This is a genomic window from Sphingobium sp. Ant17 (assembly GCF_000588875.1).
Lineage (GTDB): Bacteria > Pseudomonadota > Alphaproteobacteria > Sphingomonadales > Sphingomonadaceae > Sphingobium.
The window spans coordinates 23510-39370 of the sequence record NZ_JEMV01000039.1 but is presented as its reverse complement, the minus strand read 5'-3'; the positions used below and the strand labels follow the sequence as shown (position 1 = coordinate 39370).

At 64.1% G+C, this 15861-nt stretch carries 13 protein-coding genes and 2 pseudogenes; 7 read left to right on the top strand and 8 right to left on the bottom strand.

Annotation, left to right across the window (positions count from 1 at the left end; all coding sequences use genetic code 11):
* A partial coding sequence (locus tag BF95_RS16650) for a serine hydrolase domain-containing protein (RefSeq protein ID WP_043152701.1) occupies positions 1-840 on the bottom strand: 840 nt, incomplete at its 3' end.
* Between the two features lie 146 nt (positions 841-986).
* Between BF95_RS16650 and BF95_RS16645 the strand changes: the two genes are divergently transcribed.
* From BF95_RS16645 to BF95_RS16630, 4 genes and pseudogenes are all read left to right on the top strand, one after another.
* Positions 987-1499 (top strand): RNA polymerase sigma factor, encoded by a 513-nt coding sequence (locus tag BF95_RS16645; protein ID WP_043152691.1) that lies wholly within the window; start codon positions 987-989, stop codon positions 1497-1499.
* A 55-nt stretch (positions 1500-1554) separates the two neighbouring features.
* Positions 1555-2484, top strand: coding sequence for a FecR family protein (locus BF95_RS16640; protein ID WP_043152689.1), 930 nt, complete (start codon positions 1555-1557; stop codon positions 2482-2484).
* Positions 2468-4896, top strand: a pseudogene (locus tag BF95_RS16635) (TonB-dependent receptor domain-containing protein). Before BF95_RS16640 ends, BF95_RS16635 begins: the two are co-directional and overlap by 17 nt.
* Positions 4897-4995: 99 nt before the next feature.
* Entirely contained in the window at positions 4996-8211 is a 3216-nt protein-coding gene (locus BF95_RS16630) for an autotransporter outer membrane beta-barrel domain-containing protein (RefSeq protein ID WP_043152688.1), read from the top strand.
* 160 nt (positions 8212-8371) lie between these two features.
* Here the strand turns inward: BF95_RS16630 and gatB are convergent.
* The 6 genes and pseudogenes from gatB to gatC all read right to left on the bottom strand — a co-directional run bounded on the left by gatB (position 8372) and on the right by gatC (position 12890).
* Positions 8372-9876, bottom strand: a pseudogene (gene gatB / locus BF95_RS16625) (Asp-tRNA(Asn)/Glu-tRNA(Gln) amidotransferase subunit GatB).
* Positions 9876-10292: a type II toxin-antitoxin system VapC family toxin gene (locus BF95_RS16620; protein WP_043152687.1), complete on the bottom strand. Its 417-nt coding sequence runs from the start codon at positions 10290-10292 to the stop codon at positions 9876-9878. Before BF95_RS16620 ends, gatB begins: the two are co-directional and overlap by 1 nt.
* The gene (locus BF95_RS16615) at positions 10289-10582 is read right to left on the bottom strand and encodes an AbrB/MazE/SpoVT family DNA-binding domain-containing protein (RefSeq protein WP_043152686.1); all 294 of its coding nucleotides are present in this window, start codon (positions 10580-10582) and stop codon (positions 10289-10291) included. Before BF95_RS16615 ends, BF95_RS16620 begins: the two co-directional genes overlap by 4 nt.
* A gap of 83 nt (positions 10583-10665) precedes the next feature.
* Complete coding sequence (locus BF95_RS16610; protein ID WP_043152685.1) at positions 10666-11016, bottom strand: trypco2 family protein; 351 nt, start codon at positions 11014-11016, stop codon at positions 10666-10668.
* Between the two features lie 2 nt (positions 11017-11018).
* A complete protein-coding gene (gene gatA, locus BF95_RS16605; RefSeq protein WP_043152682.1) occupies positions 11019-12503 on the bottom strand; it encodes an Asp-tRNA(Asn)/Glu-tRNA(Gln) amidotransferase subunit GatA in 1485 nt (494 codons plus the stop codon).
* Between the two features lie 99 nt (positions 12504-12602).
* A complete protein-coding gene (gene gatC / locus BF95_RS16600; protein ID WP_037480044.1) occupies positions 12603-12890 on the bottom strand; it encodes an Asp-tRNA(Asn)/Glu-tRNA(Gln) amidotransferase subunit GatC in 288 nt (95 codons plus the stop codon).
* Positions 12891-13021: 131 nt separating this feature from the next.
* Between gatC and BF95_RS16595 the strand changes: the two genes are divergently transcribed.
* Together BF95_RS16595 and ruvX are read left to right on the top strand one after the other, a co-directional pair.
* Positions 13022-14140, top strand: a complete 1119-nt coding sequence (locus tag BF95_RS16595) for a DUF3089 domain-containing protein (RefSeq protein ID WP_043152679.1) — start codon at positions 13022-13024, stop codon at positions 14138-14140.
* Positions 14141-14152: 12 nt separating this feature from the next.
* Complete coding sequence (ruvX, locus tag BF95_RS16590; RefSeq protein ID WP_043152677.1) at positions 14153-14626, top strand: Holliday junction resolvase RuvX; 474 nt, start codon at positions 14153-14155, stop codon at positions 14624-14626.
* An 8-nt stretch (positions 14627-14634) separates the two neighbouring features.
* On the opposite strand, the gene BF95_RS16585 is transcribed toward ruvX, so the two are convergent.
* Positions 14635-15018, bottom strand: coding sequence for a MerR family transcriptional regulator (locus BF95_RS16585; protein ID WP_043152676.1), 384 nt, complete (start codon positions 15016-15018; stop codon positions 14635-14637).
* A 70-nt stretch (positions 15019-15088) separates the two neighbouring features.
* Between BF95_RS16585 and BF95_RS16580 the strand changes: the two genes are divergently transcribed.
* On the top strand, positions 15089-15832 hold the full coding sequence (locus tag BF95_RS16580) for a glutaredoxin family protein (RefSeq protein WP_043152698.1): 744 nt from the start codon (positions 15089-15091) through the stop codon (positions 15830-15832).
* The last annotated feature ends 29 nt before the right edge of the window (positions 15833-15861 follow it).

Here is a 15861-nt window from a genome sequence, read left to right as displayed (position 1 = left end):
AGCATGATAATCCGCCACCCCCGACACCAGCCCGCCGCCACCCGACAGGAAGCGCCCCTGCCGCCGCCAGCCGCTACGGGCACCCAGATCGGCGACCTGCCGCTCGCCCTCCTCGCCCAGCCGCCAGGCATCGGTCATCCGTTCCGCCTTGGCATCCGGCAAAGCGAAGGTCGTATCGACCATGCCCAACGGCGCGAAGATGCGCTCACGAAACACGCTTTCCAGGTCGCACCCCTCCAGCCGTTCGATCACCACACCCAGCACATCGGTCGCCACCGAATAATTCCACTGTTCCCCCGGCGAAAATTCCAGCGGCAGGCTTGCAAGGTCAGCAATGAACTGGTCCGACGTGCGCGGCTGCTGGAAGTCGTCCAACCCCAGCTTGCGATAGCGCGCATCGATCGGCGTCTGCCGCTGCAACCCATAGGTCAGCCCCGACGTATGGCGCAGCAGGTCGATCATCAGCATCGGTCGCGCCAACCGCGCGCGATTGGCGCGACCGACGCGCAAATCGGCAAATTCCGGGACCACCGCGACAACCGGCGTATCGAGCGCGACCTTACCCGCCTCCACCAGCATCATGAAGGCCACCGACGTCACCGGCTTGGTCATCGACGCGATGCGATAGAGAGCATCGGCCCGTAAGGGCTCCCCGCTCGCCCGCGCCTGCCCCCGCGCCAGCGACACCACCGGCTGCTCGTCGCGCGACACCAATAATTGCATATGCGGCAAGCGGCCGCTGGCCAGATAGCTGCGGTCGAGAAAGTCCACCAGCGCCTCCAGCCGGTCAGGGTCCATCCCCGCCGCCTGTGCCGCTGCCCTGTCCACGCCGTCCGTCATGCCTGCGCCGCTCCGCTGCTTGTCCGGCTCCGCGCTAAAGCAGCGCGCGCGCAGGACAACAGCTTGGCGATTGCCAAGGGACCACACCGCCCTCTATCGCAGGCTATCCGAACGGCAAGCAATTTCAGCACTGGACCCCGACAGGCATGGCCACTGGCCTTTCCGCGATCTTCATGGCCAACCGCGCCGCCCTGCTGCGCTTCCTGCGCGCGCGCGGCGCGGGCGACAATGCCGAAGATCTCTTGCAGGATATGTGGATGAAGCTGGAGGCCAAGGATCTTGGCCCCGTCTCCGACCCTGTGCCCTATCTCTATCGCATGGCCAACAACCTCATGCTCGACCGCTATCGCTCGGCGATCCGGCGCGAACGGCGCGAGCAGGACTGGGCCGAAGGGGCAGGCGGCGTGATGGCCGACCCGACCGACGATGTGCCGGTGGACGAGCGGATGATCCTCAACCAGCGGCTGGACGAGGCACGCGCCGTCCTGCGCGACCTTGGCCCGCGCGTGGAACTCATCTTCCGCCGCTTCCGCATCGAAGGCGTGGGGCAAAAGGTCATTGCCGAGGAGTTGGGGGTGAGCCTGACCACCGTCGAGAAGGACTTGCAAAAGGCCTATCGGGCCATGCTGGCGCTCAAACAGAAACTGGATACGGAATGATGGGGTCGGCGGCGTCAGTCTCTGTAAGGGGCAAAATATGAACGGGGCTGGAGCAATGACGAACGAGGAGGCACTGGCGTGGGTTATCCGCACGCGTGATCCCGCCTTTACCGACTGGGACGGCTTCACCGCCTGGCTGGAGCGCGACCCCGCTCATGCGGAGGTCTATGACGCGCTGATGGCGGCCGATGCCGACCTTGATGCCCTCATTCCCCCTGCACCCGTCACCATGCCTGTCCCCGCCAATGATGTGGGTGCGCCGCAACGCCGCCCGCTCCGCTGGATCTGGGGCGGTGCGATCGCCGCCGCGCTGGTCGCGGCCGTATCGGTCGGCATGATGAATCGCGCCGACATCTACACCGTCACCACCCGCCCCGGCGAAACGCGCAGCATCGCGCTGGACGATGGCACCCGCATCGAAGTCAATGGCGGGACCAGCCTGCGCCTCGACCGCAACGACACCCGCTTTGCCGCGCTCGACAGTGGCGAAGCCGCCTTCATCGTGCGCCACGATGCATCCGATCCGTTTCGCGTGGCGGTGGGCGATGCCGTGTTCGAGGATGCAGGGACGGTCTTCAACATCGTTCACACCCCCGGTGCCGTCCGCATCGGCGTGTCGGAAGGCGAAGTCATCTACAACCCCGGTGCGCAAGCGATCAGCCTGCCCGCAGGACGCGGCCTAGCCGACGATGCGCAAGGCTTGCGCGTGATGGATGTTGCACCGGCGGCAGTCGCCAGCTGGCGGCAGGGTCGCCTCGTCTACGCCAATGCCGCGGTCAGCGACATCAGCGACGATATCGGCCGATCGCTCGGCATTGCGCTCCGCACCACGCCGGGCGCGCGCGCGATGCGCTTCACCGGCACGATCCGGCTGGATAAGGACCCCGCTCGTTTCTTCGCCGGGGCCGCGCCGCTGATGGGCCTTTCCGCCGTGCGTCAGGGCGACAGCTGGCTGCTGAAAGAAGGGGATGGGCCGCAAAGCTGATCTCTTCCTCGTCACCGCCCTTGCCATAACGAGCGCAGCGCCCGCGCATGGGGCGGATAGACAGACGATCAGCATCGCCCCCGGAAGGCTGGGCGAGGCGACGATCGCGCTCGCCCGTCAGACCAGGACCAGCATCGGCATGTCGGACCAGTCACTCGCTGGCATCCGAACCCCCGCCGTCACCGGTAATCTCTCGGTCGAAGCCGCGTTGAAGCGGCTGCTCAAGGGCAGCGGCGCGACCGCGCGGCGCATCGACGGCACGACATGGCGCATCGTCCGCACGCGGCCCGCTCCACCCGCGACCGCGCCCACCCCGATCCACGCCGCCCCCGCCGAGGATCAGCCCGAAGCCCAGATCATCGTCACCGCCTCGAAGCGTGAAACGCCCCTGCCCCGCTATGCCGGCATGGTCGAAGCGCTCGACAGCCGCGCCTTTTCCAGCGGCGAAGCGGCAGGCGGCACCGCCACCTTGCTGGCGCGCGTCGCTAGTCTGAGTTCCACCCACGCCGGTGCAGGCCGCAACAAGCTGTTCATCCGCGCCATCGCCGATTCGGGCGTCGCTGGGCCGACCCAGGCCACCACCGGCCAATATCTGGGCGACATGCGGTTGAACTATGCCGCGCCCGACCCCGACCTCAAACTCTATGATGTCGGCCGGGTCGAGGTGCTGGAAGGACCGCAGGGCACGCTCTATGGTGCGGGGTCGCTGGGCGGCATCATCCGCATCATGCCCAACGCGCCCAATCTGGGCGAAATGGGCGGGCAGGTGTCAGCGGGGCTTTCCGCCACCCAGCATGGCGACCCCGGCGGCGATCTGTCCGCAACGCTCAACCTGCCGATCGTCGCTGAAAAACTCGCGCTGCGGGTCGTGGGCTATGGCGTGCAGGACGGCGGCTATATCGACGACGTCAATCGCGGGAAGGAGGACGTCAACCGGACCCGCACCTGGGGTGGTCGCGCCGCGCTGCGCTTTGCCCCCGACGATGACTGGACGATCGATCTCAATGGCGTCTACCAGCAGATAGAGGGTGATGACGCGCAATATGCGACCCGATCGGTCGGTCGATTGGAGCGCGCCTCGGCCGTCGCGCAAACCTATCGATCAGACTATCTGCTCGGCAATGTCCGTCTCGAAAAACAATGGGACAGCCTGCGCTTCGTCTCGTCCACAGGCTTCGTGCGCCACGACCTGTCCGAAAGCTATGACGCGACCCAACCTGGCGGCCCGCCCGCGCTGTTCCGCCAGCGCAATGAAGTCGATATCTTCTCCACCGAAAACCGGCTGGTGCGCGATCTCGACAATGGGCTGGGCTGGATATTGGGCGGCTCCTATCTGCAAAGCACGTCGAAAATCTATCGCTCGCTCACCGGCTTTGGCGCGGCCTTGATCCAACCCGAAGTGCTTCCCGGCGTGCCCATGTTCGGTCGGGGGCAGCCTGCCGCTGCGACCGGCGTGCGCAACAGCGTGAAGGAAGCGACGCTGTTTGGCGAAGCTCCTTCGAACCGGTCAAGGGACTGATCGCCACGCTCGGCGGTCGCCTGACCAACAGCCGCTTGTCCGGCGAGGCGCTCGATCCGGTCGCCGCCCTCTCGTCGGCTGACCTCGCCAGAGCAGAAGCGCAAGCCGATCGCAGCGAGACGATCTTCCTGCCCTCTGCCTCGCTGCTGACCGACGCGATCCCGGGCGTCACGCTCTACGCCCGCTTTCAGCAGGGTTTTCGTCCCGGCGGCCTGGCGGTCGATGACCAACGGGTGCGGCGTTTCCAGAATGACCGGATCTCGACGCTCGAAAGCGGGTTCCGCATGGGCCTGCCCGGCCGCGACACGATCGCGCTCAGCGCCAACATCGCCTATACCGACTGGCGCGATATCCAGGCCGACGTGACCGACCGGATCGGCCTGCCCACCACGGCCAATATCGGCGACGGACGCATCTACACGCTCGAAGGGCGTATCGATGCCCGCGCCACGCCGCGCCTGACGCTGGACGGCAGCATCATCTATAATGACAGCCGCCTGACCCGCCAGGCGGCGTTCATTCGGGCGCTGTCCTATGATGACCAGTCGCTTTCGGTGCCCAATGTGGCCAATCTGGGCGGACGCCTCGCCTTCGACTATCGGGCGCCGCTGGCCGACAGGATGAACCTGCATCTTGCCGGTTCCGCCCGCTATGTCGGCAAGTCGCGGCTGGGCGTCGGCCCGGTCCTGGGCCAGACGCAAGGTGATTATGTCGACACCAGCCTGTCTGCCAGCGTGACGCGCGGGCCGGTGCAATATTCGCTGTCGCTCGCCAATCTGTTCGACAGCGACGGCAATCGCTTCTCGCTCGGCACGCCATTTGATCTCGATACCGACTATTCCACGCCGCTGCGTCCGCGAACGTTGCGCATTGGTATCGATTTCGCTTTCTGAACATCCATTCATCGCAATCCAGCACGGAAAGCGACCCCCGGCATCGTCCCTCCCGCACGCGCGCACAGAATATCAAGCGCGGCACGCAGAGGAGACTATATGCGACATTTACTGGCCTGCACGGCCATCGCACCGGTTCTGGTGGCCCTGACGGCCGCACAGGCCATGGCGGAAACGACCATCGGCACCGCTACCACGGCAGCCCTCAAAACCTCCACCGTCGCCAGTGGGGCGCGCGACGATATCACCATCAGTTCGGCCGGATCGATCACCTTGACCAGCGGAACGGCGGTCACGGTCGACAGCAACAACAAAGTCTCGAATGCGGGCACCATCACCATCAACGATGCCGATAATGTCACCGGTATCCTGATCACCCCCGGCACAAGCGGGGCGATCACCAACAGCGGCACCATCACCCTGACCGAGGACTATACTGCAGAAGATAGCGATGACGACGACGATATCGATGGCCCCTTCGCCAAGGGTACGAACAAAAAGGGCATCTGGCTGCAGGCGGGCGCGCCCCATGTCGGCGATATTACCGATAGCGGCACCATCAGCATCGAAGGCAATCAGTCGACCGGCATCCGCCTCGACGGCCCACTGACCGGCAACCTCGCCACCAGCGGCACGATCAGCGTCACCGGCGACGATAGCTATGGCGTCCTCGCCAACGACGTCACCGGCAACGTGACTCTGCGCGGCACGACGACAGCGGTCGGCGCGAACAGCATCGGCGCAGCCTTGCTGGGCGACATCGACGGCGCGCTCAAGATTCAGGGCAGCATCGCCAGCACCGGCTATCGCACGACCACGCGCCCGGACGACGTGACCGATCTCGACGCGGACGATCTGCTCCAGGGCGGATCGGCGCTGGTGATCGCAGGCAATGTCAGTGGCGGCATCATCTTCGACGTGCCCCCCACCGCCAGCGACGATGATGATGAAGATGACACCGATATCGATGATGACGGCCTGACCGACAGCACGGAAGGCTCCGCCTCGGTCATCACCTATGGCTCGGCCGCCGCCGTGCAGATCGGCGCGGCGGACAGCGACACGGACATAGGGGCGGTCGCCGCCGATACGTCGGGCTATGGCTTGATCGTCAACGGCGGCATTGGTGGCTATGGCATTTATGATGGGGTTGCGGCCAACGGCCTGGTCATCGGCGGGCTTGGCGGCGATGTCGATATTGCCAAGGGCGTGCTGGTCAAGGGCACGGTCGCGGCCGTCTCCTACGACAGCAATGCCACCGCGCTGCGCCTGGGTTCGGGCGCGCGGGCCGATACGGTCGAAGTCAGCGGCACCGTCGGTGCGAGCGGATCAGCCAAGACAGGGACCAGCGCGCGCGGGCTTGTCATCGACGCTGGCGCAACGGTCGGGTCGATCAAGGTGAGCGGCTCGGTTACGGCATCGGCGCTCGACAATGAAGAGGGCACAGCGATTGCCATCCTCGATTCGTCAGGCACGGTATCCAGCCTGTCCAACACCGGCCGGATCAGCGCGACGAACGGCCTCACCAACACCGCGATCGACCTGAGCGCCAACGGCAGCGGCATCACCCTGACGCAGGCGCTTGCCTCCGCCACGGCCACCGCCCCGCAAATCGTCGGCGATGTCCGGCTGGGGTCGGGCAACGACGTCATGACCGTGTCGGCGGGTAGCATCACCGGCAACGTCAGCCTGGGCGCAGGCAATGATGCCGTCGCCCTGTCCGGCACCTCCACCCTGACCGGCAATGTCGCGTTCGGTACGGGCACGGCCAGCCTCTCCCTCGCCGACAGCGCCAGCCTGACCGGCACCGTCGATTTCGGCGGCAACGCCGGAGCGCTCACCCTGAACGGCACTTCATCCTTGTCGGGTGCGATCGACAATGGCGGTAATGTCGATGTGACGCTCAATGGCGGAACGCTCAACACGACCAAGACCGGCAGCATCGCGCTGGGCTCGCTTGCGGCCAACGGCACGTCCACGATCGGCGTCGCCATCGATGCGGCGACCGGTGCCAATAGCGTCTATGACGTTGCGGGCGCGGCCAGCTTCGCCAGCGGATCGCAGGTAAAGGTCCAACTCAATCAGGTCGGCGATGCGGAAGGCGACTATGTCATCGTCCGCGCAGGATCGCTCAGCGGATCGCCGACACTCGGCACCGCCACCCTGCTGCCCTATATGTTCAAGGGCAGCGTCGCGGGCGATGCCGCCGCAGGCACCGTCACCCTCTCGATCGCGGCCAAAAGCGTGACCGACCTTGGCCTCACCGGTTCGGTGGCACAGGCTTACTCAGCCATCTTCAACGCGCTCGACAATGATGCCGATGTCGCTGACACCTATCTCGCCATCGGCGACGGCGAGACGCTGAACGCCAATCTGCGCCAGATGCTGCCCGATCATGCCGGCGGCACGTTCGAGGCGGTGACGTCGGGATCGCGCGCTACGGCCCGCATCCTGTCCGACCCCAACGGTATCTATCGTACCAAGGACGGTCGTCTCGGCTTCTGGCTGCAACAGGTCGCCTTTGGCAGCAGCAAGAGCGTGGGCAATACCGCGTCCTACGACATTAACGGCTGGGGCGCGGGCGGCGGCGCGGAATATCTGACGGATCTTGGCGCGTTCGGCGGCTCTTTTGCCTATATTCATGGTAGCGATACCGGCGGCGGCACCGACAATGCGGTCGATTCCGACCAATATGAACTGGCGGCGCACTGGCGCGGCCAATGGGGGCCACTGCTGGCTTTCGCGCGTCTCTCCGCGGCACATATCGGCTTTACCGGCACCCGCCATTTCACCAATGGCGACGTCACCCGCACCGCCGATGGCGACTGGAACGGCAAGCTCTACTCGGCGACAGCCGGTGCCGCCTACCAGATGCAGATGGGCCGGTTCAGCCTGCGCCCCGCCGTCGGCATCGATTATTATCGCCTCACGGAAAAAGGCTATAGCGAAACCGGCGGCGGCGATGCCTTCAACCTCACCGTCCTTGGTCGCACCAGCGACGAAACCACCGCCAACGGCACGGTCACGGCGGGCTATGACTTTGGCAGCCTGAACCCGGAAGATGGCTGGCTGCGGCTGGAACTGGAGGGCGGCCGTCGCCAGATCATCGGCGGATCGCTGGGCGATACGGTCGCCTATTTCAAGGATGGCGACCGCTTCACCCTGACCGCCGAAGACCGCACCAACGGCTGGACCGGCCGCGCCCGCCTCTATGGCGGCACCGAAACATTCCGCATCGGTGGTGAATTCGGCGCGGAGGAACAACAAAATCACGTTGCCCTGTCATTACGCGCGACGGTTAACTTCGTCCTGTGACGTCCTGACTATGAAAGGACGGGCCACACCCTACAGACCCTCCCGGCCCGTTCTTTCCGCCCCGGCAATATCCCTCCCCAAGGCGCCGGGCACAAAAGAGGGGCGTCGCTGGCCCACCCAGCGGCGCCCCTTATTCATCGTGGCAAAAGCGGTCGGGATTTTACCCCGCCAGCCCCTTCTTCACCAGCTCGTTGACGACCTGCGGGTTGGCCTTGCCCTGCATCGCCTTCATCGTCTGGCCGACGAAGAAGCCGAACAGCGCTTCCTTGCCGCCCTTATATTGCGCGACCTTGTCACCATTGTCGGCCAGAACCTTGGCCACCGCGGCCTCGATCGCACCAGTGTCCGATGTCTGCTTCATGCCGCGATCTTCCACGATCTTGGCCGGCGCGTCGCCGGTTTCCAGCATGATCTCAAACACCTGTTTGGCGAGCGATCCCGACAGCGTGCCGTCGGCGACCAGCGCCAGCAATTCGGCGGCCTGCGAAGGACTTACCGGGCTTTCTTCCAGACTTTTGCCAAGCCGGTTGAGCGCACCATAAAGGTCCGACAGCAGCCAGTTGGCCGCCGCCTTGGCGACATCGCTCTCGCTCTTCTTCTGCGCCGCAGCGCTCTGCGTCACCAGCAGTTCGAACCAGCGCGCGGTATCGGCGTCCGCCGTCAGCGTCGCCGCATTATAGGCCGACAGGCCCAGCGCCTGCTCATAGCGCTTGCGCTTGGCATCGGGCAGTTCGGGCAGCGAAGCGCGGCATTCGGCCAGGAACGCCTCGTCCAGTTCGATCGGCAACAAGTCGGGATCGGGGAAGTAGCGATAGTCATGCGCGTCTTCCTTCGACCGCATCGACCGCGTTTCGCCCCGGTCGGGATCGTAGAGCCGGGTTTCCTGCACGATCTTGCCGCCGGCCTCCAGCACGTCGACCTGGCGGTTCGCCTCATGCTCGACCACGGCCATGACGAAGCGGACGGAATTGACGTTCTTCGTTTCGGTGCGGGTGCCGAATTCCTCGCCGGGCTTGCGGACGGACACGTTCACGTCGGCGCGCATCGACCCCTGGTCCATATTGCCGTCGCACGACCCGACATAGCGCAGGATCGTCCGCAGCTTCGCCAGATAAGCCCCTGCTTCAGCGGGCGACCGCATGTCCGGCTTCGACACGATCTCCATCAGCGCGACCCCCGACCGGTTGAGGTCGACATAGGAACTGGTGGGATGCTGATCATGCATCAGCTTGCCCGCATCCTGCTCGACATGGATGCGCTCGACGCCGATGACCTTGGTGCTGGTTTCCGGGTTCTTCTCGTCCAGCACGATCTCGATCTGCCTTCACCTACGATCGGGTGGTAGAGCTGGCTGATCTGATAGCCCTGCGGCAGATCGGCGTAGAAATAATTTTTCCGGTCGAACCGCGACCATGTGTTGATCTGCGCCTCGATCGCCATGCCGGTGCGCACCGCCTGGCGGATGCACTCGCGGTTGGGCACGGGCAACATGCCGGGCATCGCTGCGTCGACCAGGCTGACCTGGCTATTGGGCTCCGCCCCGAACGCGGTCGCCGCGCCCGAAAACAGCTTGGCATTGGTGGTGATCTGGGCATGCACCTCCAGGCCGATCACGACCTCCCACTCGCCGGTTGCGCCCTGGATGCGATAGGTTGATTCAGTCATCAGTCGTCCTTTGAAGGCGTGATCAACGGCACGCCGGGAAAATAGCTGCGATAGAAACGCGGGTCACGGGTCAGGATAGTCGCGTTTAGAGACTGCGCGTGGCCACCGATCAGAAAGTCGGCGACAATCGCTTTAGGTGTATCTCCAGGACGCACTCGCCGATAATCCTGAAAAGCGCATCCCGCATTGAAGGCCGCACGAGCATCAAGCGCTTCGATACCGATCACCATGGCGACCATGCGATTCATGAAATCGTCGAGGTCGCCATATTGAGGAGCCACTTCCGCCACAACGACCGGATTGATGAATACGCCGCCCATAGCGGTGGCATTTTCCAGTTTGCTAAACGACCAGTCGAACCACCTCGGATCACGATCCAATATGTCGATCAGAACATTGGAATCGATCAATATCACGGTTCGTAATCACCTCTTAGTTCCCGCATATACTGGTCTGTGCTCATGCCGTCAGGATTGGGATATTTGCCAGCAATGGCCATCAATCCTTCCCGCATCCGCCGCACCCGCTCTTCTGAGTCCTCCGGACCAAAGCCTAGAGGAGCCACCACCACCTGACCTTCGGCGTTTATCGCTACCTTATAGGGCCAGCCGGGCTTCAGGCCCACCGCATCGCGCATGGCTTTGGGGATCAATATCTGACCCTTGCTGGTCATGGTGCCGGTTTCGATCTTGGTGGGCGCGTTCATTGCCAAATCTCCAGTGTTACCAAGGTAACACTTTACAACCCTATCTTCAATCGCCGGTTCAACCTTGGATGCGATAGGTTGATTCAGTCATCCTTTAGTTCTCTGTACCGATCGCTTGCGGACGATGCAGGATGGAGTTTTACGTAATGCCAAGGGACTTCAAAGGTAATCCGGCTTACAGTTTGATCTTCGTTGGCTGCTTTGCCACCGATCGAAAAAACTTGAACCTTCAGGCCGCCTCCAATTTCCTCGTTACGTTTTGCAGTCACAGCAATGTCAAAGGCCACCTTGTCAGGCAGATCGAATGCGGTTTCGCCATACTCATCAGTGCTCAACACGTCAGGCTGAGCGGTCCTTACGCCGATGGAGATGGCTCTAAGTGTAGATGCCACGAACGCGGCTAGTTCGTCATTATCAACCGGCGGAGTGGTCATGATTACCACCACTTGTCCGGCCGCGCGACGAAGCCTGCTCGTTCCTCGATCGCCAACCCTGCGTTCAGCACCGTCTGCTCGTCCAGCGCCTTGCCGATGATCTGCAAGCCGAGCGGCAACCCCTGACTATCGACGCCCCCGGGCACCGACATGGCGGGCAGCCCTGCCAGCGACGCGGGCACGGTGAAGATATCGTTGAGATACATGGCCAGCGGATCGGCCTGCTTCTCGCCCAGCGTGAAGGCCGCGCTCGGCGCGGTTGGGGTCAGCAGCAGGTCGCATTGTTCGAAAGCCAGATCGAAATCGCGCGCGATCAGCGCCCGGACCTTCTGCGCCTGCGTATAATAAGCGTCGTAGAAGCCCGCCGACAGCACATAGGTGCCGATCATGATGCGGCGCTTGACCTCCGGCCCGAAGCCTGCGGCGCGGGTGGCGGCATACATGTCCTGCAGGCCTGCGCCATCGGGCAGATCGCGCTGGCCATAGCGCACGCCGTCATAGCGGGCGAGGTTGGACGAGGCTTCGGCAGGCGCGATGATATAATAGGTCGGCAGCGCATATTTCGTATGCGGCAGCGATACCTCCACCACGGTCGCACCAGCATCCTTGAGCCAGGCAATCCCCTGATCCCACAAAGCGGCGATTTCCGGGTTCAGGCCATCGGGGCGATATTCCTTGGGAATACCGACCGTCTTGCCCTTGAGATTGCTCGACAATCCCGCTTCCCACTGCGGCACCGGCAGATTGAGCGACGTCGAATCCTTGGGATCGAACCCGGCCATCACGTCCAGCAGCAACGCATTGTCGCGCACCGTCCGCGCCATCGGCCCGGCCTGGTCGAGCGACGAGGCGAAAGCGACGATGCCCCAGCGCGAACAACGGCCATAGGTCGGCTTGATGCCGCTGATGCCGGTAAAGGCGGCGGGCTGGCGGATCGATCCGCCGGTGTCGGTGCCGGTCGCCGCCGGGCAAAGCCGCGCCGCGATCGCGGACGATGATCCGCCCGAAGAACCGCCGGGGGCCAGCGCCGAATTGTCGCCGCCGTCGCGCTTCCACGGGCTGATGACGTTGCCGAAATAGCTGGTCTCGTTGGACGATCCCATGGCGAACTGGTCGAGGTTCAGCTTGCCCAGCATCCCCGCGCCCGCATCCCACAGCTTGGCCGACACGGTCGACTCGTAGGTCGGCACGAAGCCTTCCAGCATGTGCGACGCCGCCGTCGTCTGCACGCCCTGCGTACAGAAGAGATCCTTCATGCCGATCGGCACGCCGGACAGCGCGCCCAGCGTTTCGCCAGCCGCCTTCGCCTTGTCGGCGGCATCGGCGGCTTCCAGCGCCTTTTCCGGTGTTTCGACGATGAAGGCGTTGAGCGCCTTGGCCGCGGCCACATTGGCGTTGAAGCCCTCGGCGACTTCGCGCGCGGAAAAATCGCCAGCGCGGAACCCGTCGCGGATTTCGGCTACGGTAAGGTCTGTAAGGTCAGTCATGCAAAAACTTCCGTTCGCCTGAGCCTGTCGAAGGGCCATACTTCACTTCAAATAAGGGCTGGGCTTCGACAAGCTCAGCCCGAACGGTGAAAGTGATGGTCACTCTATAACTTTCGGCACCGCAAAAAATCCGTGTTCGGCCTGGGGCGCATTCGCCAGCACCTTGTCGCGGACATTGCCGTCGGTCACGACGTCGTCACGCAGGCGCTGATGATTGGGGATGACGGCAGTCATCGGCTCGACGCCGCTGACGTCCACCTCGCCCAATTGCTCCACCCAGCCAAGGATGTTGTTGAGTTCGGGCACCATCGCCTCGGCTTCGGCATCGCTCACCGAAATGCGCGAGAGGCTGGCGATCTTTTTTACGGTCTGAAGGTCTATCGACATGGGCCATGCCGCTACCACCCGCTTCCTTCCGCTTCAAGCCGGTTTCGCGCCCCTTGCGCGCGCCTGCAGCTTGCGTAAGACAGGGACGCGCAAATAGGGGCCGCATCGCCCCTGAAAATCGGAGAGCTCGGGTGGCCCGCAAATTCCTCTATGTCATCGCAGCCCTGGTGGTGCTGATGATCGCGGCGTTCGCCATCTATGCGATCTGGGGTATGCAACTCATCCGCGCCGTGATGGTGCCGCGCGAAGACTTTGCCGAACTCGCCCCGCTGCCCGCCGACGCCTATGCCGACCCCAAAATGTGGGTCGCCCGCCCGGACATCACGCAAAATAATCCGGCACTCTGGACGCCCGCAGGCGTGACCACCCCTGCCGTGCCGCAGAAAGCCGCGATCTTCTTCCTTCATCCCACCAGCTATGTCACCACCGTCGGCGATGCCCATTGGAATGCGCCTCTGGACGACACGGATACGAACGCCACCGCTCGCCGCTTCGTGATGAGCCAGGCCAGCGCCTTCAACGCCACCGGCACCGTGTGGGCACCGCGTTATCGCCAGGCCAATTATGGCGCGTTCCTGACCGACAAGCCCGCCGGCGACAAGGCGCTGGCCACCGCCTATCGCGACGTGGCCCAGGCCTTTGCTGCCTTCCTCGCGGCCAACCCCACCGGCCCGCTGATGCTCGCCGGGCATAGCCAGGGGTCACGCCATCTGCTGCAATTGCTGCGCGAGCAGGTTGCGGGCAAGCCCATCGCCGATCGGGTGGCGGCAGTCTATGCGGTCGGCTGGCCCGTCTCGGTGGAGGCTGATCTTCCCGCGCTCGGCCTGCCTGCCTGCGCCCGCGCTGCCCAATCCCATTGCATCGTCAGCTGGCAAAGCTATGCCGAACCTGCCGACCCGTCCGCCGTGGTCGAAAGTTTCGAGCGCAAGACCGGCTATACCGGCAAGCCGCGCAAGGGCACCCACATGCTCTGCACCAACCCCATCACCGGTGCCTTCAACGGCGCGGCCCCGGCCAGCGCCAACAAGGGCACGCTCGACGCCCGCGAACAAGGCCAGCCGCCCAAGCTGTTGACTGGAATCGTCCCGGCGCGCTGTGACACCAGCGGCGTGCTGATGATCGGCGAGCCGGTCGACATGGGGCCGTTCACCCTGCCCGGCAATAATTATCATGTCTATGATTACAGTCTGTTCTGGGGCAATGTGCGCGCCGACGCACAGCAAAGGCTCGCGGCCTTCTTAGAGAAATGACACTCTGACATCATGCCATTGGTAACGACGGATCGCGTGGCCTTTCGCGAGGCATTGCCGCAGGGCGGCCGCCTGGTCGGCATGGATGTCGGCACCAAGACGATCGGCCTCGCCCTGTGCGACGCGCGCTGGTCGATCGCCAGTCCCGCCCATACGATCACGCGCAGTAAATTCAGCAAGGACAAGCTGTTGCTGGCTGCTTTCATCACACAGCAGCAGGTCAAGGGCATCGTCATCGGCCTGCCGCTCAACCTCGACGGCACCGGCAGCCCGCGCAGCCAGTCGAGCCGCGCCTTCGCGCATAATCTGGCGGATTTCGGCCTGCCGGTTCTGCTCTGGGACGAACGCTGGTCGACCCAGGCGGTCACCCGCACCCTGATCGAGGCCGATGCCAGCCGCGCCCGCCGCGACGTGCTGGTCGACAAGCTGGCGGCGAGCTACATCCTGCAGGGCGCGATCGACGGGCTGGTCGCCGGGCTGGAATAGCCCGCGCGCTACCCCTCGAACGCCGCGATGATCGGGCATGGCCCCTCGTCCGACGCATGGCATTGCCGCGCCAGCCGCTCCAGCGCCGCGCGCGCCGTCTGCATCTCGGCGATCTTCGCGTCCAGCGCCGCGATCCGCTCCGACGCCAATTCCCGCGCCCGCGCCCGGTCCTGCCCGGCATCCAGATGCAGCAGCTCGCCAATCTGCTCCAATGTAAACCCTGCCCGCTGCGCGCTCCGAATGAAGCCCAGCCGCCGCGCGTCCGCCGCGTCGTAGCGCCGGATGCCCGCACCCCGCTCCGGCGTGGCGAGTAGCCCGCGTCGCTGATAATAGCGCACCGTCTCCACCCCGACCCCATTGCTGCGCGCGAGTGCGGAAATCGTCATGCTCATCCCTTGACTCCGTACCATGGTCCGCACCCTATATGGGTGGCATGCCCCGTTTGCCCAAGGATATGCCGTCATGACCCAAGCCCGATCCGCCGCCATCCACCGCATGGTGATGCCCGGCCACATCTGCCCCTATGGCATCAAGGCGCGCTGGCTGCTCAAGCAGCGCGGCTACCGGATCGAGGATCATTGGCTCACCAGCCGCGCGGAGACCGATGCGTTCAAGGCGGCGCATGACGTAAAGACCACACCGCAGATCTTCATCGATGGCCAGCGAATCGGCGGTCATGACGATCTTCGGCGCTTCCTCGGCCTCAAGGTGCGCGATCCCGACGCGACCAGCTATGTGCCCGTCCTCGCCGTCTTTGCGGTGGCCGCGCTGCTGGCGCTGGCGGTCAACTGGCTGACCTTCGCCCCGCTCATCGCCGTCGTCACGGTCGAACGCTTTATCGCCATCGCCATGATGCTGCTCGCCATGCTGAAATTGCAGGATGTCGATCGGTTCGCGACGATGTTCCTGAACTATGACCTGCTTGCCCGCCGCCTTCCGCCCTATGGGCGGGCTTATCCCTTCCTTGAACTGGGCGCAGGGGTGCTGATGCTGACCCGAACGTTAGACTGGCTGTCGATCCCGGTCGCGCTCACCATCGGTGGCATTGGCGCCGTGTCGGTGTTCAAGGCCGTCTATCTTGAAAAGCGGACCATCAAATGTGCCTGCGTCGGCGGCAGCAGCAATGTCCCGCTGGGCTTCGTCTCGCTCACCGAAAATGTCATGATGGTGGCGATGGCCCTATGGATGCTGACAGGCATCCATTAAACAAAAAGCGCGGATGCTGGCAGGCATCC